Annotated in this window: 25 protein-coding genes; 7 read left to right on the top strand and 18 right to left on the bottom strand. The window is 43.6% G+C overall.

Features of this window, described 5'->3' with window-relative positions; all coding sequences use genetic code 11:
- Window positions 1-11: 11 nt before the first annotated feature.
- The 13 genes from V3595_RS09470 to V3595_RS09410 all read right to left on the bottom strand — a co-directional run bounded on the left by V3595_RS09470 (window position 12) and on the right by V3595_RS09410 (window position 10,168).
- On the bottom strand, window positions 12-1,220 hold the full coding sequence (locus V3595_RS09470) for an acetyl-CoA C-acyltransferase (protein ID WP_485906869.1): 1,209 nt from the start codon (window positions 1,218-1,220) through the stop codon (window positions 12-14).
- Complete coding sequence (locus V3595_RS09465) at window positions 1,217-2,089, bottom strand: 3-hydroxyacyl-CoA dehydrogenase (RefSeq protein WP_402901532.1); 873 nt, start codon at window positions 2,087-2,089, stop codon at window positions 1,217-1,219. Before V3595_RS09465 ends, V3595_RS09470 begins: the two co-directional genes overlap by 4 nt.
- Before the next feature lie 120 nt (window positions 2,090-2,209).
- On the bottom strand, window positions 2,210-3,727 hold the full coding sequence (locus V3595_RS09460; protein ID WP_485906867.1) for an aldehyde dehydrogenase family protein: 1,518 nt from the start codon (window positions 3,725-3,727) through the stop codon (window positions 2,210-2,212).
- A 23-nt stretch (window positions 3,728-3,750) separates the two neighbouring features.
- On the bottom strand, window positions 3,751-4,524 hold the full coding sequence (locus V3595_RS09455; RefSeq protein ID WP_485906865.1) for an enoyl-CoA hydratase-related protein: 774 nt from the start codon (window positions 4,522-4,524) through the stop codon (window positions 3,751-3,753).
- A gap of 10 nt (window positions 4,525-4,534) precedes the next feature.
- Complete coding sequence (locus tag V3595_RS09450) at window positions 4,535-5,311, bottom strand: enoyl-CoA hydratase/isomerase family protein (RefSeq protein ID WP_402901540.1); 777 nt, start codon at window positions 5,309-5,311, stop codon at window positions 4,535-4,537.
- Complete coding sequence (locus V3595_RS09445) at window positions 5,308-5,613, bottom strand: EthD family reductase (RefSeq protein WP_485906863.1); 306 nt, start codon at window positions 5,611-5,613, stop codon at window positions 5,308-5,310. The genes V3595_RS09450 and V3595_RS09445 overlap by 4 nt, the downstream gene beginning before the upstream one ends.
- Before the next feature lie 20 nt (window positions 5,614-5,633).
- A complete protein-coding gene (gene paaD / locus V3595_RS09440; RefSeq protein ID WP_252280041.1) occupies window positions 5,634-6,131 on the bottom strand; it encodes a 1,2-phenylacetyl-CoA epoxidase subunit PaaD in 498 nt (165 codons plus the stop codon).
- Between the two features lie 24 nt (window positions 6,132-6,155).
- Window positions 6,156-6,956, bottom strand: a complete 801-nt coding sequence (gene paaC / locus V3595_RS09435) for a 1,2-phenylacetyl-CoA epoxidase subunit PaaC (protein WP_402901545.1) — start codon at window positions 6,954-6,956, stop codon at window positions 6,156-6,158.
- Window positions 6,946-7,305, bottom strand: a complete 360-nt coding sequence (paaB, locus tag V3595_RS09430; RefSeq protein ID WP_101224273.1) for a 1,2-phenylacetyl-CoA epoxidase subunit PaaB — start codon at window positions 7,303-7,305, stop codon at window positions 6,946-6,948. Before paaB ends, paaC begins: the two co-directional genes overlap by 11 nt.
- Before the next feature lie 18 nt (window positions 7,306-7,323).
- Complete coding sequence (gene paaA / locus V3595_RS09425) at window positions 7,324-8,280, bottom strand: 1,2-phenylacetyl-CoA epoxidase subunit PaaA (RefSeq protein ID WP_402901551.1); 957 nt, start codon at window positions 8,278-8,280, stop codon at window positions 7,324-7,326.
- A gap of 129 nt (window positions 8,281-8,409) precedes the next feature.
- On the bottom strand, window positions 8,410-8,649 hold the full coding sequence (locus V3595_RS09420) for a ferredoxin (RefSeq protein ID WP_485906860.1): 240 nt from the start codon (window positions 8,647-8,649) through the stop codon (window positions 8,410-8,412).
- 12 nt (window positions 8,650-8,661) lie between these two features.
- Window positions 8,662-8,784, bottom strand: coding sequence for a hypothetical protein (locus V3595_RS09415; protein WP_485906858.1), 123 nt, complete (start codon window positions 8,782-8,784; stop codon window positions 8,662-8,664).
- A gap of 55 nt (window positions 8,785-8,839) precedes the next feature.
- Complete coding sequence (locus V3595_RS09410; RefSeq protein ID WP_485906857.1) at window positions 8,840-10,168, bottom strand: phenylacetate--CoA ligase family protein; 1,329 nt, start codon at window positions 10,166-10,168, stop codon at window positions 8,840-8,842.
- 273 nt (window positions 10,169-10,441) lie between these two features.
- On the opposite strand from V3595_RS09410, the gene V3595_RS09405 reads away from it, so the two are divergent.
- Genes V3595_RS09405 through V3595_RS09395 form a run of 3 tightly spaced genes read left to right on the top strand, consistent with a single transcriptional unit; the run spans window position 10,442 to window position 12,803 of the window.
- Window positions 10,442-10,795: a DUF485 domain-containing protein gene (locus tag V3595_RS09405; protein ID WP_485906855.1), complete on the top strand. Its 354-nt coding sequence runs from the start codon at window positions 10,442-10,444 to the stop codon at window positions 10,793-10,795.
- Window positions 10,792-12,342 carry a solute symporter family protein gene (locus tag V3595_RS09400; RefSeq protein WP_485906853.1) on the top strand — a complete coding sequence of 517 codons (1,551 nt, stop codon included), beginning with the start codon at window positions 10,792-10,794 and terminating at the stop codon, window positions 12,340-12,342. The genes V3595_RS09405 and V3595_RS09400 overlap by 4 nt, the downstream gene beginning before the upstream one ends.
- A 14-nt stretch (window positions 12,343-12,356) precedes the next feature.
- Window positions 12,357-12,803, top strand: coding sequence for a PaaI family thioesterase (locus tag V3595_RS09395; protein WP_054397372.1), 447 nt, complete (start codon window positions 12,357-12,359; stop codon window positions 12,801-12,803).
- Between the two features lie 137 nt (window positions 12,804-12,940).
- Here V3595_RS09395 and V3595_RS09390 read toward each other — a convergent pair whose 3' ends face one another.
- The 4 genes from V3595_RS09390 to V3595_RS09375 all read right to left on the bottom strand — a co-directional run bounded on the left by V3595_RS09390 (window position 12,941) and on the right by V3595_RS09375 (window position 18,128).
- Window positions 12,941-14,320 (bottom strand): allantoinase, encoded by a 1,380-nt coding sequence (locus V3595_RS09390; protein ID WP_485906851.1) that lies wholly within the window; start codon window positions 14,318-14,320, stop codon window positions 12,941-12,943.
- Between the two features lie 30 nt (window positions 14,321-14,350).
- Entirely contained in the window at window positions 14,351-15,613 is a 1,263-nt protein-coding gene (locus V3595_RS09385; protein ID WP_485906850.1) for a pyridoxal-phosphate-dependent aminotransferase family protein, read from the bottom strand.
- 14 nt (window positions 15,614-15,627) lie between these two features.
- The gene (gene allC / locus V3595_RS09380) at window positions 15,628-16,875 is read right to left on the bottom strand and encodes an allantoate deiminase (protein WP_485907571.1); all 1,248 of its coding nucleotides are present in this window, start codon (window positions 16,873-16,875) and stop codon (window positions 15,628-15,630) included.
- A gap of 197 nt (window positions 16,876-17,072) precedes the next feature.
- Window positions 17,073-18,128, bottom strand: coding sequence for a Rieske 2Fe-2S domain-containing protein (locus tag V3595_RS09375; protein ID WP_485906848.1), 1,056 nt, complete (start codon window positions 18,126-18,128; stop codon window positions 17,073-17,075).
- 310 nt (window positions 18,129-18,438) lie between these two features.
- Here V3595_RS09375 and V3595_RS09370 point away from each other — a divergent pair, with 310 nt between their 5' ends.
- The 4 genes from V3595_RS09370 to uraH all read left to right on the top strand — a co-directional run bounded on the left by V3595_RS09370 (window position 18,439) and on the right by uraH (window position 23,422).
- On the top strand, window positions 18,439-20,055 hold the full coding sequence (locus tag V3595_RS09370) for a PucR family transcriptional regulator (RefSeq protein ID WP_485906846.1): 1,617 nt from the start codon (window positions 18,439-18,441) through the stop codon (window positions 20,053-20,055).
- 163 nt (window positions 20,056-20,218) lie between these two features.
- On the top strand, window positions 20,219-21,544 hold the full coding sequence (locus tag V3595_RS09365; protein WP_485906844.1) for a nucleobase:cation symporter-2 family protein: 1,326 nt from the start codon (window positions 20,219-20,221) through the stop codon (window positions 21,542-21,544).
- 15 nt (window positions 21,545-21,559) lie between these two features.
- Entirely contained in the window at window positions 21,560-23,053 is a 1,494-nt protein-coding gene (gene pucL, locus V3595_RS09360; protein WP_485906843.1) for a factor-independent urate hydroxylase, read from the top strand.
- Between the two features lie 9 nt (window positions 23,054-23,062).
- Window positions 23,063-23,422 (top strand): hydroxyisourate hydrolase, encoded by a 360-nt coding sequence (gene uraH / locus V3595_RS09355; protein WP_485906841.1) that lies wholly within the window; start codon window positions 23,063-23,065, stop codon window positions 23,420-23,422.
- Window positions 23,423-23,598: 176 nt separating this feature from the next.
- On the opposite strand, the gene V3595_RS09350 is transcribed toward uraH, so the two are convergent.
- Window positions 23,599-23,739: a hypothetical protein gene (locus tag V3595_RS09350; protein WP_157831099.1), complete on the bottom strand. Its 141-nt coding sequence runs from the start codon at window positions 23,737-23,739 to the stop codon at window positions 23,599-23,601.
- Window positions 23,740-23,985: the final 246 nt, after the last annotated feature.

Raw genomic sequence — 23,985 nt, 5'->3', positions numbered from 1 at the left:
GTCTCCTCCCCTTAATTTGTTTCAATATTTTCTATAATGGCCGATATGCCTTGGCCAACGCCTACACACATCGTCGCAAGACCATAGCGTACTTTCCGCTTTTTCATTTCGTGGACAAGTGTTGTTAAAATACGCGCCCCGCTTGCACCGAGGGGATGGCCAAACGCTATTGCCCCGCCGTTGACATTCACTTTCTCCTGATCCAATTTCAACTGGCGTATGCACTCCAAGGATTGGGAAGCGAATGCTTCATTCAATTCCACTAGCCCGATATCTTCAATCGTCAAACTTGCCCTCTCCAATGCCTTTTTAGTGGCATGAATCGGACCAAGGCCCATAATGGACGGTTCTAAGCCCGCTACCGCCCCTACAACATATTTGGCCAGAGGCTTCAATCCAAGCTCCCGTGCTTTTTCTGCACTCATCAAAAGTAATGCCGAGGCTCCATCATTTACACCTGAAGCATTACCGGCCGTTACGGTGCCGCCTTTAAAGATCGGTTTGAGTTTTTCCAACTTTTCGATGGTCGTGTCAGGACGAGGGTGTTCATCCTTCTCGATAATGAACTCATTCCCTTTACGATCCGTATATCGAACAGGTACGATTTCATTAATGAAACGCTCATTTTCCACTGCTTTTTTCGCTCTTTGCTGGCTTTGATACGCGAATTGATCTTGGTCCTCCCTTGAAACCGAAAAACGCAGGGCGACGTTTTCAGCCGTTTGAGGCATGGAATCCGCGCCATACATTTCTTGAAGTTTCTCATTCGTGAAACGCCATCCGATCGTTGTATCCTGAAGCTCCATTGACCCCCGAGGAAATTCACTATCAGGTTTGGCCATGACGTACGGCGCCCTTGTCATGCTTTCAGTACCGCCTGCGATATATATATCGCCTTCACCTACAGCAATGGAGCGTGCAGCATACATGACGGCATCCAGTCCGGAGCCACATAAACGATTTATTGTCGTTCCAGCTACGTTTACCGGAAGACCAGCTAAAAGGGCGGACATCCGGGCCACATCACGATTATCCTCTCCAGCTTGATTTGCATTCCCGAAGATGACATCCTCAATTTGATCTGGCGGCAGCTCTGGATTGCGATCGGTCAGCGCCTTGATTACAATTGCACCGAGGTCATCCGGGCGAACGCTTTTCAGTGCGCCTTTATATCTTCCGATTGGTGTTCTCACAGCATCAATGATCACAACATCCTTCATTTCCTCACCAGCTCGCCGTCTTTTGTATAATCGTACACACCTTTACCTGATTTACGGCCGAGCCTGCCAGCTTTAACATACTGTTCAAGGAGGGGAGCCGGGCGGTATTTCTCACCAAGCTTACTATGTAAGTATTTTAAATTATTCAAACGGGCATCCAGTCCCACCAAATCACCTAGCTCAAATGGTCCCATTGGGTAATTCAGCCCTAACTTGATTGCCTTATCGATTTCCTCCGGTGTGCCTAAACCTTCTTGAAGCATATAGAACGCTTCATTACCAACCAAACAGCTGATCCTGCTGGTAACAAACCCAGGGAATTCATTTATGACCACGGTTTCTTTTCCCATTTTTCCGGCTACCTCTTTTATTACGGCTGCCGTTTCATCGCTGGTTTCAAGCCCACGTACAATTTCAACGAGCGGCATCTTTTGTACAGGATTGAAAAAATGCATAGCAATCGTTTTTTCGGGACGTTTTCCATAAGAACCAATTTCCGTCGGGCTCATCGTGGACGTATTGGTTGCAAAATAACAGTCTTCTTTTGCATGGACTTCAATCGTTTCAAAGACTGCCCTCTTAATTTCCGCCTTTTCCGGAACTGCCTCTATGATCAAGTCGGCATATGCTGCTGATTCTTTCAAATTGGAAGAATAGGAAAATCTGCTTTTTGCAGCTGCCGCTTCTTCCTGGGTGATTTTTTGGTAGCGCACACCCTTCTCAAAAATGGCATCTATCTCGTTTCTTGCACTTTCCAAAGCATCCTGATTCACATCCACCAGTACTACATTAAAGCCACCTGTTGCTCCTACATAAGCTATTCCCCTGCCCATGACACCAGATCCGACAATCACTAGATTTCTAATCATTCGTTCATTCCTCCTTCAAAAATAAATAGAGCTGGCTGCGGATGAATCAGATCAGCATTCATTCATACCTGAATTACTTTTCCGACATACCGTTCAGCCAGCCGCCTATTTTATGTTTTATTAAATTCCAAAGGGATTTAAGGGACGGCTTCCATGATAGGAAATGATGCTTTTCGTTTCTGTATAAAGATCAAGTGTCTCAATACAAAGTTCCCTGCCGAATCCTGATTGCTTATACCCTCCGAAAGGTGTTCCAGGAAATGCGGAGAATGGGCAATTCACCATGACGATTCCCGCTTCTATTTGATTGGCCACTCTAGTCGCACGCCCGCCGTCTTTTGTCCAGAGGGCTGAACCCAAACCGAATTCCGTATCATTCGCGAGTCTCACGGCTTCTTTTTCATCTTTGAATTTCATTATGACAACGACCGGCCCGAATATTTCCTCTTTCACAACATCCATATCATGATTGACATTCGCTATGACTGTCGGCTCATACCAAAAACCGTTTTCGAAATCTTTGATGACCGCTGGCTTTCCTCCTGTGAGGATTTTCGCTCCATCAGTAATGGCAGATTGTACATAATTGTCGATGACATCCAATTGCCCTTGATCTATGACTGCACCGACGTGTGTTTCTTTATCGAGCGGATTGCCCAATTTCAATTTTTTCGTTTTTTCTACGAATCTGGCAACGAACTCATCATATATGTCTTCGTGAACGTATAAACGGGATCTAGCTTCGCAAGACTGCCCAGTATTGTAGAAAATTCCATATAATGATCCATCGATAGCCGCTTCAAGGTCTGCATCCTCAAAAACAATATTAGGGGACTTACCGCCAAGCTCCAATGTCACCCTTTTTAATGTCTGTGAAGCTTTGCCCATGAGATCCCTGCCGATTGGCGTAGAACCCGTGAAGGCCACCTTATTCACTTTTGGATGTTCGACAAGGTAATTCCCTACGTCAGATCCAGGTCCTGGAATGATATTGACCACGCCGGAAGGAACACCAGCTTCTAAACAGATTTCCCCTAATACAATGGCAGTCAGCGGCGTTAACGAAGCTGGTTTAACTATGACCGAACAGCCGACTGCGATTGCAGGTGCAATCTTCCACGCAGCCATCATCATAGGGTAATTCCAAGGGATGATTTGAGCACAAACACCTACTGGCTCTTTTTCCGTATAGTTATGGAATTGACCAGGAACATTATTGACAGATCCGCGATGTGCAACTATAGCTCCTGCATAAAACTCGAAATCTTCAATTGCCTGCATGACTTGGCCTTGCGCTGCAGAGATGGATTTGCCGCTGTTCAGGACCTCCAATTCAACCAATTCATTAAAGCGTGAACGCATGATCGCTGCAATTTTGTTCAAAACACGAGACCGTTTGTTAATCGGAGTCCTCTTCCATTTCCCGTTATCAAATGCTTCACGTGCAGCTTGAACAGCCTTTTCTGCATCTTCCTTGGTCGCCTTTGCAACCTTGGCAATGATTTCACCAGTTGCAGGATTATACGCATCAATCGTGGAACCATCCGAGCTTTCCACTCTTTCTCCATTAATGATCAGATGATAATAATCACGCTTCATTTCCGCTTTTTCAAATGCCGCCTCTTGTACTCTAACCATTTAATCCCACTCCCTTTTCTATATTACTTGCCTATGAATTGAGCTTTCCTTTTTTCAGTGAATGCTGCCACACCTTCTGCATAATCCTTCGTTAAGCCAGCAATTCGCTGACCCTCCGCTTCTTCTTTTAAGTATTCTTCCAATGAAAGGTGGTAGGACGCCTCTAAGTATCTCTTGATTAAACCTATCGCTTTCGTTGGTTTGTTTGCGATATTCTCTGCAAAGGCTTTCAATTCCTCGTTCCATTCCTCCAAACCGATCACTTTTGTAGCGAGTCCGATATTTTTCGCCTCGCTAGCCGTAACCTTTTCCCCCAATAAAGATAATTCCAAGGCTTTCGCATGACCAACGATCCGCGAAAGGTAATACAGATTCCCCGAATCAGGAATCAACCCGATATTGACAAAAGCATTTAAAAAACTGGCTTTTTCAGAAACAAGCCGGAAATCGCATGCCAGCGCCAGACTGAAGCCAGCACCTGCAGCCACTCCATTGACTGCGGCAATGATCGGTTTTTCACAGTTTGCTATTTGCTGCATCATCGGACCGTAGTCTTCGCGCAGCTTCTGGCCTAAATTCATGCCCTCATCAACATCCGATAAATCCTGCCCCGAACAAAAGGCCCTGCCTTCCCCAGTAATGATAATGGCCCTTACTTCATCTGACCCCGCAGATATTTTTATCGCTTTCTGTATTTCCTTATTCATTTGGGACGTAAAGGCATTAAGTTTATCAGGACGGTTCAAAGTAAGCCATGCCACTCCATTTTCAACCCTATATTTGATGGTTTCGTACATAGAGCACCCCTTATCCGCCTGTAAAATCCGGCTCTCTTTTTTCTACAAATGCTTTCATTCCTTCTTTTTGGTCCTCTGATGCAAAAAGAATATAGAAGTTCTTCCGTTCAAATTGCATGCCCTCATATAAGGGGTAATCAACGGCTTTATTGACGGATTCTTTAATCAGCCTTACAGCTAACGGGGGTTGCTTTGCTATCTTCCTGGCAAAATCAACAGTTTCTTCCATTAACAATTCAGGTGCCACGATCTTATTAATGAAACCATATTGGAGAGCTGTCTTTGCCTTTATCCTTTCAGCCGTCAACATCCATTCAAGTGCCTTTGTCTTGCCTACCAATTTCGTCAACCTTTGGGTTCCTCCCGCACCAGGCATGACCCCTAGCGTCACTTCCGGGAAGGAAAACTGGGTATCGCTGGCGGCAATCAGGAAATCACAGGATAAAGCAAGTTCAAAACCACCGCCGAATACAAAACTTTTCACCGCACCAATCACAGGCTTCTTGACTAGGCTTATTCGGTCCCAATCGGCAAATTGGTTCGTTAACTCCATACTGATTGGATTTTCGTTCACCATCTCGTCAATATCTGCTCCAGCGGAAAATGCTTTTCCATTGCCCGATAGCAAGATCACCTTCACTTGTGGGTCCCGGTCGAATTCTTCCATTGTTGAAACTATTTCCCTCACCATTTTCCTGTTAAGGGCATTCAGTTGCTTCGGCCGATTTAAAGAGATATAACCAATGCCATCCGCGATTGACGTTTCAATGAATTGAAGCGCATTCATTTTATTTCTTCGCCGATCATCATCGTTACAAGTTTCCCGGCAAAGCCCATTAGGTCTTTCCCTGATGCCTTTCCTTCCGGGGAACGCATTCCTTGTTGCAATGCATCGTGGTCTTCATAATACATTTCACAAAGGATGTAATACTCAGAGTCTTTGCCCATTGGGGTCCCTACAATTTTAGTGACCTCCATTTTTTGAAGTCTAGGAATTTTTTCCGTTATCGGACCATGTACATTGAAATAGTGCTCATCGAACTCTTCCTTGTTTTCAGGTTGTTTGTATAGGGCGATTAACTTTACCATTTTATAGAACCTCCATTTTATTAGATTATTTTTATCATTGGTTTCATCGCTTCGAACGGATTTTTGCATGCCTTACAATATAAAATGCTGCGGCAGGCCGTTGGACCGAAGATATTTTCCATCGTGACATATGTCGATTCACAATATGGGCAATCCACATGCCATGATCCATCACTTTTCATTTGTCGAGGAGGAGGGGAGATTCCGAAAACCTTCAATCCAGCTTTCCCCTTTTCCGTAATTCGATCGGATGTCCATGAAGGGGAACGTAAAAATTCCACACTTACATTTTTTACGGCAGGCAGCTGTCGAAGGGCTGTTTCCACATTTTTTTGAATGATCGACAATGCCGGGCACCCAAGAAAAGTTGGCAGCATTTTTACCGAAACGTCCTGGCCCGAAACCGTCACGTCTTCAACCATCCCTAAATCCAGAATACTTACTGTATCGATTTCGGGATCTTTAACGTCTTCCAGGAGCTTATATATTTCTTCTGTGTTTAACTGTACGGTCGCCATGGTACCCCTCCCCTTTCTATTGATTCACCATGAAGCTGCTTTATCGCTTGCGTATACTTCACTTAGCGTTTCTAGCGCCTTTTCCAAATCTTCCGTATGCTGGCCATTACGACCATCACCTCTTGCCATCCCTATTTGAATCGTTGTTGCCAAGCCGACACTTTCAAAAATTGGTGTGATGGCCTCGATCCATTTTTTCTGTAAGACAGCTTCGCCCTCTATCAAGCCGAGCTCAACCATTTCCTCTCCATATTGTCCAAGTGAAAATACTCCAGCAAAATCGGGCATCGTTTTCCCGATCGCCGCTTTCATTCTCGAAACCGCTTCCAAGTGACCAGATCCCAGCAATTGGACGAACCATGTTTTCCAGTGCATCAAATGATAGTAAAGTTCCATCTGTACCTTTTGGGCCACTTCAGCAAGCGGTTCATATGAACATGAATGAAGGGATTGAACCTTAATCGCTTTGGCTTGGGTATAAAAATAATTCCGCACTACCGCAAACGCCCAATCATAATCCGGGTCTTTCATATAGTAACCAGGACCATTGACCAATTCGAGAATGATTGCATTGCGCCGTTCCTTGGCGGGACGGTCGTGAGCCAGCTTATCAGCATCCCCTTCACCGAGTTCTTCAAGTAATTTATAATATATGGCTGCATGCCCCATCGTGTCTTGAGATATCGAAGCGGATGCAACATCTTCTTCGATATGCGGTGCGAGTCCCAACCATTCTGCTCCGCGGTATGAATGGATGAAGTCATCGTCAGCCAGTTGAAGCAGCAATTCCTTGATTGCGATGTCCTTCAATGATTCATTCTTCATTTTTCACACCTCCAGCCCAAGACATTATCTCTTTTTCATCGAGCATTCCCTGCTCATACTTCCTCCATTTTTTCTTTAAATACCCGTATCCTTTTGTGGTCCTGTAGTCTTTATTATCGATACGTTGAAGCGTTTTCTTTTCCTCGGCCGTCATTTTCCGTATATTCTGTCTTTTCACGACCCAGATATCATCAACCGCTTCACGTCTCATGAAGTTTTCTTGTGCCATCATGATGGCGATATCCTCATTCGGGGCCAGCAGGCTGAAGTGGTATTGAACGGGTGATGATTGCGTTTTACGGCTAAATACTTCAAATTCTTCAAAGTAATTTCCTTGTCTAGTTTCCATATCGTCCTTCCCCCTCCCTTAGATGACCTTTGGCGCCAATGCCTCACGTACCCATTTATTATTTTCATAAGAAATTCTCCGAAGACTTAAGCGATCCTGCGAACGGGGACCTTCATTCCTTGCGAATACCTTCAATTTCCCCCAATCGGGTTGTTGGTAAATCCAGGTTTCAGATGCTTTGTCAAACCTAAGCGTTTCATCGGGAATGCTAAATCCGAGTGAAAGGATCCGCTTCACATATTTAGAAAAAAAGGCTTGTCGAAGCTCTTCGTTCGTACTGGTTCTGATTCTGTACTTAATCGTTATATCCTGTTTGGATGTGCCCACTTCATTCTTGCTGGGAGGTCCAAAAAAGAGTAATAAAGATTCCCACCAATAATTGATGGAGTCTTGAACCAATTTCCTTTGTTCTTCCGTCCCTTCAGCCAAAGCCATGATTATCGCTTCACCATGCTGGGCATGGAAAACTTCTTCCGCGCAAATCCTCTGTAATGCCCGGGCATAAGGTCCGTATGAGGCGCCTAGCATGTTCGTCTGTGAAATGATGGCAGCACCATCAACCAGCCAGCCAATCAATCCAGCATCGCCCCAGGATTTTGCTTCCATATGGAAAACATTATGAAACTTTAAATCTCCTTTAAATAAATCTTGCATAAGGTCATCCCGTTTTTTACTGTACGGCTTTAGCAAATCCTCGGCGACTCGAAGCAATAATTGCCCATGTCCCATTTCATCCTGCACCTTTGCCATGATTCCAAGTTTTCTGTTTAAGGTCGGGGCTTTAGGTACCCATTCCTTTTCTGGAAGCGCCCCCATGATTTCACTGATTCCATGCATCGATATTAACTTGATTAACGTTCCCCGGTATTCTTCCGGCATCCAATCATCCGCTTCTATCTTTTCTCCTGCTTCGATTCTGGCAATGAATTGATTTAGCTTTTCTTCTCCTGCCATATCATTTAAAAGAACGTTCATTCAAATCACCTCTTTTTTTATAATATAACGTTTATATAACGTTATTATATTTTATTGTTATACTTAATGCAAGATTATTCTGTCTTTTTTCGAGATTAAAGGAAATTATCAGGAAATTTCACGAATCTTTTAATCCACTAAAACTTTAATGGGCGAAGTTGCCACTTTAATTGAATCTGTCGGACAGCCCTCCACTGCATCATCCAGATCATCAAATAAATCTTCCTCGACCTCTGCTGTTCCTTCATTTTCATCCAGGATAACGAATGCCACTCCCTCATCATTGTAATCAAAGATTTCCGGTGCAGCAGCACCGCACGCGCCGCATGCGATGCAAGTTTCTTGATCCACAACTGTATACTTAACCAAGATCCCCTCCTCCTACTCTATTGCATGATTGGCTCCATCTTCTCTTCCTTTAACTGATGACCCCGCTTTATGTATCGCGTTTTCTTGTTTGGTTTCTCCAGCTCCACGTATCGCAATCGGGACATAAGCAGGCAAATACTAAACGATTAGAATCGTACGGTTTCAACGCTATGTTTCATGAGCACGGAATTTATAAACGAATGACTTCATCCTTCCGCTTATCAACGACACGAATGGCTTTTCCTTCTGAACGAGGAATGCTTTTTGGGATGTTGACAACAATATCCATCGTTACAAGACATGCGGATTTCAAATGATGCTGAATCGTTTTCCTTAATATTTCTACATTTCCATGCGTTAAGTCTTCTTCAATCTCCCTGTAGAAACCGCTTTCAATTTCAATGTGCAGTTCAACACCGTCCATTTTTCCCTTCTTAACGAGATGAATCTGATAATGAGGGACAATTCCCTCCATTTGGAATAACACACGCTCTATTTCAGATGGAAATACATTCACTCCCCTGACAATGATCATATCATCCGTTCTGCCTTTAACACGGGACATTCTAGTTGTCGTACGCCCGCATTTACACGGTTCATGAGTAATTGAGGCGATATCACCTGTACGATAACGAATGATTGGCAGCGCTTCCTTTGTAAGGCTGGTAAAGACAAGTTCCCCATCTACGCCGTCCTCAACTGGTTCAAGCGTGTCCGGGTTAATGACCTCGACAAGAAAATGGTCTTCTGCAATATGCAGTCCATCCTGTGCTTCATGGCATTCTATCGCAACTCCGGGCCCCATGATTTCACTCAATCCGTAAATATCGATGGCTTTCAAGTTCAGTTTCCTCTCAAGTGTTGCCCTCATTGCCTCTGACCATGGTTCAGCTCCGAAAATCCCATACTCAAGACCATTATCAGCAGGATCAATTCCCATCTCTTCCATCTTTTCAGCGATATTCAAAATATAAGTAGGCGTTCCACAAATGCCGCGCGGTTTAAAATCATTGATGATCGTTATCTGCCTATCGGTATTCCCCCCTGAAATGGGTACTGTCGCAACTCCTAGCTTTTCTGCACCGCAATGCAGACCCAGGCCCCCTGTAAACAGACCATATCCATATGCGTTATGGAAAATATCTGACTTGCGACCTCCTGCAGCTACAATTCCACGTGCGACAATTGTTGCCCAGTTTTCCAAATCATTTTTCGTATACCCGACAATTGTAGGCTTTCCGCTTGTTCCGGATGAACCATGAATGCGTGTGACATCCTCCATCGGAACGGCGAATAAACCGAATGGATACTGATCACGAAGAGTCTGTTTTTTTGTAAAGGGAAGCTTTATCACATCGTTTAGAGTTTGAATAGCTTCTGGTTCCAGGCCCATCTCTCTAAATTTTTCTCTGTAATAAGGTACATTTTCATATATATGGCTTATCGTTTTTTTTAGGCGTGCCATTTGTAAACTTTCCATTTCAGCACGCGAAGCCGTTTCAACTTCCGGATTGTACATTTTTTCAGTCCCCCTCAATTTTACTATTGTCCCACCGACATGCATAACGGTAATAAAACGGAGATTTAATTATTGTTATGATTCACTTCAAGATTAATACGTCATTTCTACGTTGTCAATAATGTTTTTTATAATTCTACAAAAAATGACAGAATAAACAAAAAAATCATTTTTTAATTTACTAAATATTCTGACTATGTTAACTTAATAGTGATGTATCACTTTTTCAACGGACGTTTAAAAAATGTACTATAACAAAAAAGGGGGATTATTATGGATTCACCGGTTAAAACAGGGCATAAACCAGCAAGTCATGACAGCGGAAACGAGTATCGTCAATTAATTGAAACGAAGGAATTCAAGGAACTAATCCAAAAGAAAAAAGCTTTCATCGTACCTGTCACTCTCTTCTTTCTTGCTTTTTATTTTGTTCTGCCAATTTTAGCTGCTTATAGCGAAGTGTTGAAAGGCGAAGCCTTCTTCCATATTACTTGGGCTTGGGTATACGCACTCCTCCAATTTGCCGTCGTATGGATAGGGGGAATCGTCTATATAAAAAAAGCAGCGAAGTACGACAAGATGGCTAAAAATATCTTGAATAAATATGAGAAGGAGCTTGGCGAATGAGCATTTTATCCCTCACGCTTTTTTTGGGCATCATTGTGTTAACGCTTACTATAACCTATTACTCTTCTAAGAAGACGAAAAATGCCAGTGATTTTTATACGGCCGGCGGCGGATTGACAGCATGGCAGAATGGATTGGCCGTGGCAGGTGACTTTATGTCAGCCGCATCTTTCCTCGGAATTACGGGTGCAATCGCACTGATTGGTTTTGATGGCTTTTACATGAGCATCGGGAACCTTGTTGCCTTTCTTGTCTTATTGTATCTTGTGTCGGAACCACTTCGCAATTTAGGTAAGTTTACGCTGGCAGACATGATTTCAGCACGATTCAAATCAAAAAAAGTCCGTGGGATAGCTGCGGCTAACACACTTGTCATTTCAATCTTTTACATGATTGCACAACTTGTCGGTGCAGGAGGTTTAATTAAACTGCTGCTCGGCATCGATTATTGGCTATCCGTTCTGCTTGTCGGTGTACTGATGACGATTTATGTAATTTTCGGCGGGATGACAGCGACAAGCTGGGTGCAGATCACCAAAGCGGTTCTCTTACTAGGCGGTTCTGCTGTGTTGACGTTCATCGTATTTTCGCGTTTTAATTTCAACATTTCAGAGATGTTCCATCATGTCCAAACTGCAACACCGCTTGGAAAGGAATTTTTGAATCCAGGAAATAAATACACCGATGGACTCGACATGATTTCATTTAATATGTCGCTTGTCCTTGGGGCAGCCGGCCTTCCGCATTTACTCGTCCGCTTCTTTACAGTAAAGGACGCAGCTACTGCAAGGAAGTCCGTCGTATATTCCACATGGTTTATAGGGATATTTTTCATCATGACTATTTTCCTTGGTTTCGGCGCTGCATCTTTCGTCGGGTTTGATCGGATCGTCGAAGCAAACCCTGCTGGAAACATGGCCGCACCCCTTCTTGCATTAACCATGGGCGGTGAATTTTTATTCGCATTCGTTTCTGCTGTAGCATTTGCCACGATTTTAGCGGTTGTATCCGGTCTTGTTTTAACGTCGGCATCCGCTTTTGCACATGATATATACGGTGAAATCATCAAGGATGGAAATATTACGGGAAAACAGCAAGTACTCGTTGCCCGATTGGCTTCTGTCTGCGTAGCGGTCATTTCGATTCTACTTGCTTTATTCGCACAATCAATGAATGTCGCTTTTCTTTCAGTCCTCGCGCTTGGAATTGCTGCCAGTGCCAATTTACCGATTATCCTTTGCACAATATATTGGAAACGCTTCAACTCAACCGGAGCGATCACAGGAATGTTATTCGGGTTACTCAGCTCCATCATACTGGTCATGCTCAGCCCCAATGTATGGAATCCGGAACCTGGAATGGGGATTTTCACGGGCGATCCCCTCTTCACGATGAGCAACCCGACCATTTTCACCGTGCCGCTCGGCTTTATTGGAGCTTATTTAGGCACAATCTTGTCAAAGGCAAAAGATGAGGAAAACAGTTTTGCTGAAGTACTGTTCAAATCAAACACCGGATATGGGATAAGTTCAGCAAAAGACCATTAAGAAGGGGGATTTCCATGACCACACATTTAGATCAGGATATTCACGAATTGCATTACGATCAAATCAAACAAGTTCTGGCCGACGAACCATATGCTTCTTTTCTAGGGATGAGATTGACGAAACTCGGTCCCGGCACAGCGGAAGCAGAATTGATTCCAAGTGACCACATGCTAAATAGCCACGGAACGGTTCATGGTGCCATTATCTTTTCACTTGCTGATTACGTGTTCGCAGCAGCCAGCAATTCATATGGCAAAATTGCGGTTGGCGTTTCAAACAACATCAACTTCTTATCAGCTGGCAAACGGGGTGAGACTTTAACTGCCAGAGCGGAAGAGATAAAGAAAAACCATAAACTGGCATGGTATAAAATAGACGTGTTAAATGAAAGGGAATTGATTGCAACCATGGAAGCGATGGTATACAGGAAAAATCAATATTTTGTCGACCAAGTTGAATAAGTAACGCTTGAAACCGGACAAGCAATCCACTTGTCCGGTTTCTTTTCCCCTTGATTTGCCCATGATACATACGCAGAGCTAATAAAAAGGAGATTCCCGATTTGGAATCCCCCTCCCTTATTTTACAACCCTTCTTCCTAGCTATTGACCGCAATACTGGAATCTATCACTTTTAGCCACTCCCCACGCTCCCTTTCACTGATTACATCAGTCTCGTAAACTATTTTCCCTCTATTAATGGTAGCCGTGATTTGGCAAGGAAAGGTATGGCCCATATAAACGCTTTGCTTATGTTTCGCGAAGAAATTCGTTTCCGAAACTTCATGCGTACCATTAAGTGAAACGATGGCAAGGTCTGCATCCTTCCCTACCTTAATTTGTCCTTTTCTAGAGGAGAGACCGAACCTTTTTGCCGGGGCTGAAGCTGTCCACTCAGCGACTTTATGAAGCGGGATACCTTGTAAAACAGCCAATTCTATCATCGACATCAGCGAAAATTGCCCCCCGCTTATTCCGCCCCACGCTTCAAAAATATTATGTATGGCAGGATCTTTCAGCTCATAAGGGCATGGTGAGTGGTCGGAAGAAATCATATCGAATTTCCCTTCCATTAAACGGGTAATCAATCTTTCTTGTTCTTCTCTTTCCCTTAGCGGGGGAGCACATTTTGCAACCGCGCCTTTTTCTATTAAATCATCCTGATTGAATAATAAATAATGCGGACACGTCTCGACCGTCACATCCAGCCCCTTTTGTTTGGCCGATTCAATTTTTTCGATGGCCAAACTACTGCTAATATGGACAAAGTGCAGCGGACAGCCCGTTAACTCTGCATATGTAATGGCACGTTCCACAGCCTCCGCTTCCGCTTGCACAGGTCTTGTAGCTGCATAATCATTCGCACTGAATAGTCCATCCTTCTCTTTTTCCCGCTTGAACCACTGAGTGATCGGATCACTTTCCGCATGAAGGGCCAAGACCTTTCCCAATTCCGCTATTTTCTTCATTCCATGTAAAAGGGTGAAATCATCTGCCCGTTCAAACTCCTCATTTCCCGTCGCTGAAAGAAATGCCTTAAATCCGATGACTCCGGATTTGGCGAGATACTCTAAATCATCGATATTTCCCGGGACCAGTCCTCCCCATAATCCAAAGTCTACAACCGACTTCATCTCACCGAGCTTGCCCTTTTCAAGGAGAGCCTTTCGATCAATCGTTGAAGGGATTCCATTCAATGGCATATCGAAATATGTGGTGCAGCCTCCCGCCGCCATCATTTGCGATCCTGTTTCAAAGCCTTCCCAATGAGCACGGCCAGGTTCGCTAAAATGCACATGGACATCAATCATACCAGGAAAGATATGCTGGCCATCCGCTTCATACTCTACATCACCTTTACCATCCAGGATATCCCCAATCTTAACAATCACCCCAACCTGGATGGCAAGATCAGCTTTCTTCACTCCATCAGGAAAAACTACATATCCATTGCGGATAATAAGATCATATATTGACATACGGACCACTCCTCCAAAATAGTTTTATAATTAAAGAGATCCCTTTGATGCAGCCACTCTCTCCGTCTTTCCCACATACACATCCAGAGCAGCCTGCAAAGCCTCTCCCCGATTAACTTGGAACCCTTGGCGCAAAAGGACAGCTTCCAAGGAAGCCAATACAAAGAGGATGTTTTCTTTCCTGCAACTGAATCCCATGGTCCCGATCCTCCAGATTTTCCCGTGAAGCGGACCAAACGAGGAAGCGATTTCGATACCAAATTCATTCAACAGCATGGCTCTTACAGCTTCACCGTCGATTCCTTTTGGAATTTCGATGCAAGTTACACACGGAAGTTTGTTTTTCCCATCCCCGAATAACGTTAGCCCCATTGCCTTGATCCCTTCAACGAGAGCAGCTTCGTGGAGTTCATGACGGGCAAAGCGCGTTTCCAGACCTTCTTCAAGCACAAGGCGCAATCCTTCACGTAACGCATAAATCATGGAAGTAGCTTCTGTATGGTGATTCAAGCGGCGCGGTCCCCAATAATCCTGCAGCATGCTTAAATCGAAATAATTACTGGTGATCGGACGGCGGAGCGAAACCTTTTGGTTGTCTTCATCCGTCGCAATACCACGTTCCACCTTTTTGCGGGACTGGATGATTTCTTCTATTCTCTCATTATACGTAATCGGTGCCATACCTGAAGGAACCGACAAGCATTTTTGTGTCCCTCCTATCAACCCATCAATACACCATTCATCCACCTTAACATCGGTGCCCCCGATGGAGGCAACCGCATCCACCACAAGCAGGACACCCAATTCACGGCAGGCCAACCCGATTTCCTTCAAAGGCTGCATACAACCAGTGGAAGTTTCCCCATGAACGATTGCTGTTATTTTAGGGGAGACTTTCTTGATTTCCGCGATGACAGCTTGCGGTTCGAACACCTCTCCCCAAGGACATTCCATCGTATGGACTTCAGCTCCGTATCGCTCACAGATTTCGACCAACAAATGACCGAATCTACCGAATATGGGAACCAGAACCTTATCTCCCGGCTCAATGATGCTGCATAGAATCGCTTCATTACCCGATCTTGAGGTGCCATCGACCGGGAATGCCCATTTATTTTTCGTTTGAAAAACCAAACGCAGCATTTCCATCACTTCATTCATGATTGTAGTGAATGCAGGATCGAATTGCCCTAATATCGGTGTACTCATCGCCCTTAAAACACGCGGGTCCACTTCGACCGGTCCTGGTGTCATGATCGTTCTCATCGGTGCATTCAATTCTGAATATGCCATTTTCCCCAACTCCTTTAATAGGCTAATTTATATAGTATTTCACTTAAAACGTCGATTCCCTTTTCCATATCCGCAACACTCGTAAACTCCTTAGGCGAATGGCTGATCCCCCCCTTACTTGGAACGAACAGCAAGCAAGTCGGACAAAACGAACCAAATACCTGCGCATCATGGCCGGCTCCGCTGACCATATCTTGGTATGGTATATTTTTATCTTCAGCTATCTTTCGGACAAGGCGATTCATTTCCCGATCCATCGCAACAGGTTTGACATCCATCCATTGTGAAACTTCCAGCTTCATTTCAGCTTTCTTTGCCAAGGAATCGAAAGTCGAAAAGATTTCCTTACAAAACCTTTCAAGAACCTCTTCCTCGTGATGCCTGATATCGAGACTGAGCTCCACTTCACCAGCAATGACATTCGGAACATTAGGTTTAACATCAATTCTGCCAACCGTCGCAACTAAACCCGGGTCCATCCCCTTCGCTTTTTTCGTTAAAAAAGAAATGAATTCCGAAGCAAAACCGACAGCATCCTTCCTGTATGACATGGGAGTGGTGCCCGCATGATCACTCTCACCCATGATTTTAACCGTATAACGGCGCTGCCCGACAATATGGCTGACGACCCCAATTGCATTCTCATTCTTTTCAAGCACCAGCCCCTGTTCTATATGAATTTCGACGAACCGTTCAATATCTTCGCGGACCGGGGTTTTATAGGCTTCAGGTTCAAACCCTGACTCTTTCATGGCTTCCAAAAAAGGAATTCCTTCTGTATCTTTTAAATCCCTGACATGCTCAAGACCATAGATTCCTTTAATATTCCTCGACCCCCAAAACGTTAAGGGAAATCTGCTTCCTTCCTCCTCACAAAAGGAAACGACTTCAATCGTCTTTCGCGGCGGCCCATAGGCTTTATACAACCTCTTAACTGCTAGGAAACTAGCGATGACCCCATATGCGCCGTCATATTTCCCCCCATCCTTGACCGTGTCTATATGAGAACCGGTAAGAATGATTCCACCGGAGAGATCCGTTCCCTCAAGCCTGCCAAACAAGTTGCCTACACTATCAAAATATGTAATGAGGTTTTCTTTTTCCATCTCAGCTTTCATTGCCTGCTGAGCGCTCATCCATTCCTTGGAATATAATAACCGGGTCACCCCATTACTCTCCGTTGCCCCGAAAGATGCCAACCATTCTATCATCGACGCAACATCATCCTTTTCATCTATGAATTTTTCGATTTGAATGCCCATCACATCGCTTCCCTTCTCAATATCCATTCATGTTATGAATATTCACAAATTTATGTTATCTATTATTTTACTTACTTTCGCATTTAACTTCATTGACAATTCTGTTAGTATTTCGGTGTTTTTTTGTGCAAAATAACCAACTGAAAGCAAGCCAATAAAAGAAGAGAGCGCCCATTAAACCGGACACCCTCTTTTTATCAACTTGTATAATTTGAGCCTAAGCCTAATTCCCTCAATAGCTGACGATAAGCGATCGACGTCTTATCTGCCGCGATATGCGCTTCCGCTTGCAAATCGAGAGGCAGCTCCTCCGGCTTTTGATTTTCCACCATTTCCTTATCTTCATTGAAAATCTGCAAATTGAATTCATAAGTATCTTCAACCGGGGCATCTAAATCAAAGTTACGGGCCATCGGCGAAAACATTCTTGTCTTTCGTGCCGAAACCGGACTGGCACAATTCAGGATGTGAAGTTTTCCATCCTCCGGGAAATGGACAGTAAGCCTGGCCGCCAGCGGTGGATAGATATCAAAAATACGCAGCCACTCAAAGTTGTCAGGTTCTAAATGCCGCATGCCTTTTCCGTAATTACTGACGGAACTTAAGTATTCCACATGCAGGCCATACTCCGTTTTTTCCACCTTATAACTAGGAACGATAGGATTGTTACGATCAGCAAAGCTTTCCGAATGAACCCAAGCAAAGTGGGACACATCCAAAAAACCTTCCATCTGCCGACCGGCTGAACCGGCAATATCTATGGATGGCGGCAGGATGTTCAAATATTCCTCATCATCCCAGGCCGGTAACTTCGGAATATCCTCTTTATCGCTCGCAATCGAAGTCCAAACCAAGCCGTAGCGCTCTATCGCGGGATAAATATTAATGCAAAGACGCGGGGATATTTTAGCGTTGGGATGCGCAGGTATCCCCGTACAATTCCCTTCCGGACCATATCTAAAACCGTGGTAAGGGCATACGATATCATCACCATCCACCCACCCCATGCTTAATGGCACACCGCGATGCAGACAAAGGTCCCTCGCAACGATAATCTTCCCATTGGCCCGATAAAGGACAAGGTGCACATCCAGAAGTTTAATGCCTATCGGTTTTTCCGATACTTCCTCGACTGCAGCCACAGGAAACCAATATTGCGATAATACATCCCAGTCCCCTTTGCTGAATGTGCATTCTTTTGGAAACGGCGTTACTCTTTTTTTCTTACTGGAAGCAACTGTGCCTTCACTCATTTTATCGTCTCCCTTATCCTCACGTTAATTTTTTATAAATATTAACAAAATCAAGATAATATGTCACCAACAATGTCACAAAACCTAACATACAAATACATTTTTATTTACCCGGCAATCCAAACAATGAAATTTGTAGGATATGCCAAAGGGTTTGTATGATATGATAATGAAAATCCGCAAAGCACGTTAGTAAACGGAGGGATTCAGACTAATATCAGTAACATGCACTAATTTAAAACCGATTCATTTCCCCTGTATTTATAAACTTACACTCAATACTCTAATTTTCCAAAACGAGGTGTTTCAGATGAAGGTAGCCGAACTTTTAACATTACCAGCATTAACCGGCATGCATTTAATTGCCGGAGAAACAGGGATCGAACGGGAAGTCCGCACAGTCAATATGATGGACGCTCCGGATATCATCAACTTTTTAAAACCAAATGAATTCCTTGTAACGACTGCTTATCACATAAAGGACAAGCCGCATCTCTTGTCATCACTCGTCGAAGCGATGGCAAGCCAAGGCTGCGCAGCCCTAGGAATAAAGACAAGGAGGTACCTAAAGGAAATACCTGAGGAGGCACTGGTTCTTGCCAATGATTTATCCTTTCCAATCATTGAACTCCCGGCCGAATTGTCACTCGGGGAAATCATCAACCATACATTACGGGGGATTTTGGATCAACGTGCAGCGGAATTGACTTTTGCCATGGAAACACATAAGCAATTTACAAACTTAATCATGCGCGGCAAAGGGATTCAAAAGCTGCTTGATCATTTATCGGATATGATTGGATACCCCATCTTATTAGTTGACCAGTACCTAAAACCAATATTCCAACCAATCTCAACAGCCGGAATTATTCCAATAATCAAAAAAATGAGCGAAGAGGGATTCCGATTCCACAAAACCAAAACGTCTTTCTTTTCATTTTCGTCCCTTTCCAATAAACAGCCCTATACCGTCTTCCCCATCTTTATGAATGAAGAAAAATTTGGTTATTTGACGATATCAGGAGAAATCAAGACTAGCGATAACCTCATAACATTGACGATAGAACAGGCAACTAATGTCATTTCTTTTGCCTTGATGAAAGAACACGCCCTTAAACAGCATGATCGGAATATCCGAAATGATTTCTTCCTTCATTTTCTTGATGGCAGTTTCTCCTCACAAGAGGAAATCATAAATCGGGCAAAGGAGTTTTCCTTACACAATGAACAAACCTATATATGCGCAGTCGGAAAGATCGATGAATCCGATTCGGACATAAGTTACACACAGCTGCAACGAAGGGCTGATTCGATATACGAGTTTTTGGAAGATGAACTTTGCCTATCACCCAATCCCATTCATCTCTTTACCAAAGGCAAGAAATGCATTCTTTTATATGAAGTGAATGAAGTCTCTGCCGACGTTCTCCAAACTGTCGAAACCTCGCTAAAATCATTGCAAAGGATAACAGCCAGCCAGTTCGGCTGCACGATTTCTTTCGGAGTGAGCCATTTGAGCAAGAGTTTTTTACAGACCAAGAACTCTTACAAAGAAGCGAACGACTCCCTTCTCGAAGGAGGTCTTTCGAAAAGGACCGAATACATCCAAATATTCCGAACGAAGGATATTATGGAATTATTGAGGATCATCCCCGAAGAAGACCTCATGAATTTTCACCATTATGCACTACAGGGATTTTCAAAGGTTTTCACCGAGGAGGAGCAATCCTTATTACAGACATTATCCGTCTATCTCGAAACTCATTGTCAAATATCCGAAACTGCCAAAAGGTTATTCGTACATCGAAACACAGTTGTATACAGACTCGAGAAATGCGAAGAGCTGCTCGGCAAAAGCCTGAAAGATTCGGAGACCACACTCCAGATACGGCTTGCCCTTCGCATTAAATCCTTACTTAAAATATAAAAACAAAAGCCTCCCATCACTTTATGCAAGTTGTCTATATCCACAACCAAAAATTGTCTAATCTAACTAATGACAATTTTCTGATTTTTTATTATGATGATATTAATCATAACGAAATCACGTGATATAAAATGACATGCTATTGTAGAAGGGAGTTTTTTTTATGAATGACAGAATTAACAAGTCCAAGGCCTTCTCGTTAGGTCTTCAGCACGTTCTTGCCATGTATGCTGGTGCCATATTGGTGCCGATCATCGTCGGCGGAGCATTGGGATTCAATTCTCAACAGTTAGCCTACCTTATTGCCATTGATCTATTGACCTGCGGGATCGCTACATTATTGCAATATTGGAAAAATAAATACTTTGGCATTGGCCTCCCGATAGTTTTGGGAACTTCTTTCGTAGCAGTCACCCCCATGATATCCATCGGCAGCAATTATGGCATTTCCGCTATCTATGGATCAATCATCGCCGCTGGATTATTCATCATTTTTTTCTCCAACATATTTGGTAAACTGCTTAAATTATTCCCGCCTGTCGTAACCGGTACCGTCGTCATCATCATTGGATTATCCTTAGTGCCCACCGGCATAAAGAATATGGCTGGCGGTTCCGGCAGCAAAGACTTTGGATCAGCCGAGAACTTGATGCTTTCTTTAGGAGTCCTCGCCGTTATTCTGTTAATCAATCGCTGCTTCACTGGATTCATTCGCTCCATTTCCGTTCTGATTGGCATCATAGCAGGAACGATCGCTTCAACGTTTTTTGGGAAGATGGACTTTACCACCGTTGCCGAGGCTTCTTGGTTCCATATCCCCGCTCCTTTGTACTTCGGTACTCCCAGCTTTGAAATAGCACCCATACTTACGATGATGTTGGTTGGCACAGTCATCCTTGTCGAATCCACTGGCGCATTCCTTGCTCTAGGAAAAATAACCGGCAGGGAATTGAGTGAAAAAGATATAGTCAAGGGCTACCGGGCAGAAGGCCTTGCCTTCACTTTAGGCGGGATTTTCAATGCCTTTCCTTATAGTACATTCGCCCAGAATGTAGGCCTCGTTCAATTATCCGGTGTGAAAAAAAGAACAATCACCATTGTAGCCGGCTTCATTTTAATCGGGCTTGGACTTGTACCAAAAATCGCAGCACTCGCTACACTGATTCCTACTGCCGTTCTCGGGGGTGCTACCGTCGTCATGTTCGGAATGGTCGTTTCATCAGGAATTAAAATGTTGAATGACGTCGATTTCTCGGATAATGCTAATTTATTGGTCATTGCTTGTTCCGTCTCACTCGGACTGGGGGCCACCGTCGTTCCCGAGTTATTCTCAAGCCTGCCGGAAACAATCCGTATCGTTGTCGGTGATGGAATCATCACAGGAAGCCTGACAGCCATCATCCTGAATGTGATCTTGACTCCTCGAAGGAAAAAGGCGGCAGATAGAACCATCGCGGATGCAGATCAGTTCATGGCAAAAAGCATTTAAAAAGGAGCCCTTAGAATGATTACTATTAAGTCACTAAATGCAATTAGCGAAAAGGAGTTCACGATGTTCCTTGGTGATACTTTCGAACATTCACCTTGGATTGCAGAAAAGGCGGCAGCCAATAGACCATTTTCATCCATAATCAATCTGCATCGATGCATGGTGGACATTGTAAGCAATTCGTCAAAGGAAGAAAAGTTAACATTAATCAGGAAGCACCCGAACCTAGGGGACAAAGTTGAAATGAGTGATGATTCGACTAAGGAACAGCATGGCGCCGGTTTAAAGGACCTTACTGCCGATGAATATGAAAATTTCATATCATTGAACCGGCAATATATGAATAAATTCGGCTTTCCATTTATCCTGGCTGTACGCGGCAAGGATAAAAATGACATATATCAATCGATGAAAACAAGGATTCACCATTCAGAAACAATAGAGTTCGATAAGGCACTATCTGAAATTCATAAAATTGCCCTATTTCGTTTACAGGATAAAATCAAAATCGAAGGAGAGAATTCAATGAAAAATAAATCAGCCGCACAAACACTAAGTTATGGAAAAGGAAATGTTTTTGCCTATAGGACCTATTCAAAGCCTTTAACCGGAATCAAACAAATACCAGAATCCACTTTTTCAGGCAGAGATCATATCATTTTTGGCACCAATGTAAAAGTTTCCGTTGGCGGCTCCTCTTTTCTTCCCTCCTTCACGGAAGGAGACAATTCCATGGTCGTCGCTACAGATTCGATGAAAAACTTCATCCAACGGCATTTAGCCACATTCAAAGGAGCAACATTAGAAGGATTTGCTTCATATGTGTCAGAAGCCTTCCTTAACAAATATCCTCAAATCGATACTGTTAAATTGATTGCCGAGGATATCCCTTTCGAAGCTGTGACTGAAGCGACGGATCTTCAATTGAAACCGAGTGACCTTGTATTCAAAAAGTCCCGCAACGAACGGGCCAAGGCAGCCGTCGAAATCATCCGCGGGGAAAACGGCAGCGAAATCGTTCAGCAAAGCAGTTCCATCCTTGACCTCCAATTAATCAAAGTAAGCGGGAACTCTTTTGTCGGTTTTGTCCGTGATGAGTATACCACGCTTCCCGAAGATGGAAATCGTCCGCTTTTCATCTATTTGAATCTCCACTGGGTCTATGAGGATCAAAAGGATACATTCGGCGTGGAACCCTCTAAATACGTGGCTGCTGAACAGATAATCGATATCGCTACATCCGTTTTCCATGAAATGGAGACTCCTTCGATCCAAAATCTGATTTATGAAATCGGCTGCCGTATTTTAACTAGATTCCCTCAGCTTCTTGAAGTTACATTCGAATCCCAAAACCACACATGGGATACAGTCGTTTCCGAAATCCCGGAATCCAAAGGAAAAGTATATACAGAGCCGCGCCCGCCATATGGCTTTCAGGTCTTCACCGTTAAAAAAGAAAATCTCGAAAATAACAAAATCCTGGCTGCTGCTGAAGAAAACATCGGTTAAGGAGTATTTATGCCTGGTATAACAACACATATATTGGATTTAATGCATGGCCAGCCTGCCGAAAACGTGACGATTGAATTATACTTTTCCGAATCATCCATTGCTGACTGGCAGCTGCTCCAGTCAGCTGTCACAAATACAGACGGGAGGCTCGATGCCCCGCTACTAAACGCAGAAAACACTAAAAGGGGAAACTACGAAATCATTTTTCATATCGGGGATTACTTCCGGAATAAGTCCATCGAGCTTCCTGATCCGCCCTTTTTGGACCAGGTACCCGTCCGTTTCGGACTATCTTCCCCAACCTCTCATTATCATGTGCCACTGCTCGTTTCCCCATGGGGCTATCAAGTGTATCGGGGAAGTTAAAAGAAACTGCCGGAGAAGACCTTCTCCGGCAGTTTCTTTTTTGATCGATTACAGTCTGGATTATAAAACACATAACAAAACCCCACCTGTTCCCAATAGCAACTGGTGGGGTTTCTAACTGGCTTCTACATCTACATCAACCGGGAGGTCCATCTTGTTCAATCACGTCCTTTCATTTAAACGGCTAATTTACTGTATTCATCCAACTGATCTTTAGTTAAATTTTTGATGAAGCGGTCGAAGTTTATCGACTCGATTTCATACCTTTCACAAATCTTTAAATAACTTTCATAGGCTTTATCCTGAATGTTCATCATCTTGACTCCTCCTTCTGTTATATAACAATAAATTTATCTTATTAATAATATATAACAACTATATTTTCCCGTCAATGTATTTTCTGAAAATTCGGTAATATTTTCATTCTCTTAGTATTTCCCATATTGTTCTTCGCTAACCGTCTCACTTAACAAAAAAAGGAGTACGCTAAGTGTTAAATCCCTCCTCTTTTTAAATACAGCTTTTTTTCTCCAAAAGAAAAGAAGCTGCTGATCAGCTTCCGG

Origin of the sequence: Bacillus sp. CFBP9009 (genome assembly GCF_036541465.1) — a bacterium.
Lineage (GTDB): Bacteria > Bacillota > Bacilli > Bacillales > DSM-1321 > Peribacillus.
The sequence above is the reverse complement of the archived record's forward strand: the minus strand, read 5'-3'. Positions and strand labels throughout refer to the sequence as shown.

Coding starts and splice junctions, on each gene's coding strand:
- V3595_RS09465 (WP_402901532.1), bottom strand. CDS start 2,089: ATGATTAGAAATCTAGTGATTGTCGGATCTGGTGTCATGGGCAGGGGA.
- V3595_RS09385 (WP_485906850.1), bottom strand. CDS start 15,613: ATGGCATATTCAGAATTGAATGCACCGATGAGAACGATCATGACACCA.
- pucL (WP_485906843.1), top strand. CDS start 21,560: ATGATTACTATTAAGTCACTAAATGCAATTAGCGAAAAGGAGTTCACG.
- V3595_RS09460 (WP_485906867.1), bottom strand. CDS start 3,727: ATGGTTAGAGTACAAGAGGCGGCATTTGAAAAAGCGGAAATGAAGCGT.
- V3595_RS09365 (WP_485906844.1), top strand. CDS start 20,219: ATGAATGACAGAATTAACAAGTCCAAGGCCTTCTCGTTAGGTCTTCAG.
- V3595_RS09450 (WP_402901540.1), bottom strand. CDS start 5,311: ATGAATGCGCTTCAATTCATTGAAACGTCAATCGCGGATGGCATTGGT.
- paaC (WP_402901545.1), bottom strand. CDS start 6,956: ATGAAGAATGAATCATTGAAGGACATCGCAATCAAGGAATTGCTGCTT.
- V3595_RS09350 (WP_157831099.1), bottom strand. CDS start 23,739: ATGATGAACATTCAGGATAAAGCCTATGAAAGTTATTTAAAGATTTGT.
- V3595_RS09375 (WP_485906848.1), bottom strand. CDS start 18,128: ATGAGTGAAGGCACAGTTGCTTCCAGTAAGAAAAAAAGAGTAACGCCG.
- paaD (WP_252280041.1), bottom strand. CDS start 6,131: ATGGCGACCGTACAGTTAAACACAGAAGAAATATATAAGCTCCTGGAA.
- V3595_RS09370 (WP_485906846.1), top strand. CDS start 18,439: ATGAAGGTAGCCGAACTTTTAACATTACCAGCATTAACCGGCATGCAT.
- V3595_RS09390 (WP_485906851.1), bottom strand. CDS start 14,320: ATGTCAATATATGATCTTATTATCCGCAATGGATATGTAGTTTTTCCT.
- paaB (WP_101224273.1), bottom strand. CDS start 7,305: ATGGAAACTAGACAAGGAAATTACTTTGAAGAATTTGAAGTATTTAGC.
- uraH (WP_485906841.1), top strand. CDS start 23,063: ATGCCTGGTATAACAACACATATATTGGATTTAATGCATGGCCAGCCT.
- V3595_RS09400 (WP_485906853.1), top strand. CDS start 10,792: ATGAGCATTTTATCCCTCACGCTTTTTTTGGGCATCATTGTGTTAACG.
- V3595_RS09445 (WP_485906863.1), bottom strand. CDS start 5,613: ATGGTAAAGTTAATCGCCCTATACAAACAACCTGAAAACAAGGAAGAG.
- V3595_RS09395 (WP_054397372.1), top strand. CDS start 12,357: ATGACCACACATTTAGATCAGGATATTCACGAATTGCATTACGATCAA.
- allC (WP_485907571.1), bottom strand. CDS start 16,875: ATGGGCATTCAAATCGAAAAATTCATAGATGAAAAGGATGATGTTGCG.
- paaA (WP_402901551.1), bottom strand. CDS start 8,280: ATGAACGTTCTTTTAAATGATATGGCAGGAGAAGAAAAGCTAAATCAA.
- V3595_RS09470 (WP_485906869.1), bottom strand. CDS start 1,220: ATGAAGGATGTTGTGATCATTGATGCTGTGAGAACACCAATCGGAAGA.
- V3595_RS09410 (WP_485906857.1), bottom strand. CDS start 10,168: ATGTACAATCCGGAAGTTGAAACGGCTTCGCGTGCTGAAATGGAAAGT.
- V3595_RS09405 (WP_485906855.1), top strand. CDS start 10,442: ATGGATTCACCGGTTAAAACAGGGCATAAACCAGCAAGTCATGACAGC.
- V3595_RS09455 (WP_485906865.1), bottom strand. CDS start 4,524: ATGTACGAAACCATCAAATATAGGGTTGAAAATGGAGTGGCATGGCTT.